1 protein-coding gene is annotated in these 402 nt (G+C 77.4%); it reads left to right on the forward strand.

What is annotated here, in order from left to right:
• Positions 1-402: PH domain-containing protein (locus SACPADRAFT_RS32675; protein ID WP_198048308.1), on the forward strand; the 402-nt coding region annotated here is incomplete at both ends.

Consider the following 402-nt stretch of genomic DNA (forward strand, 5'->3'; position numbering starts at 1 on the left):
TCTGGCGGGCACCCTCGGGCCCGGGTGGGCGGTCGTGGCCGTGGTCGGGGGCGCGGTCCTGCTCATCGCGGCGGGCACCGGGGCCGAGTACGTGCGCTGGCGGCGCACCCGCTACCGGGTGTTGCCGGAACGGTTCGAGCTGCGCCGGGGCATTCTCGTGCGCACCCGGCGCTCGCTGAACCGGGACCGGATCCGCAGCGTGGACATCACCGCCCCGCCCCTGCTGCGGCTGTTCTCCCTCACCCAGGTCCGGATCGGCACGGCCGAGCGCACCGGGTCGGGGGAGAGCGCGCTGGCGCTGCTGCCGATCACCCGCACCGACGCCGAGGAGTTGCGCACCACCCTGCTGCACCGCCCCGCGGGCGACCGTGCCGTCGCGGGCACGGGGGCTCCCGCCGGGGC

The organism is Saccharomonospora iraqiensis subsp. paurometabolica YIM 90007, from assembly GCF_000231035.2.
GTDB lineage: Bacteria > Actinomycetota > Actinomycetes > Mycobacteriales > Pseudonocardiaceae > Saccharomonospora > Saccharomonospora paurometabolica.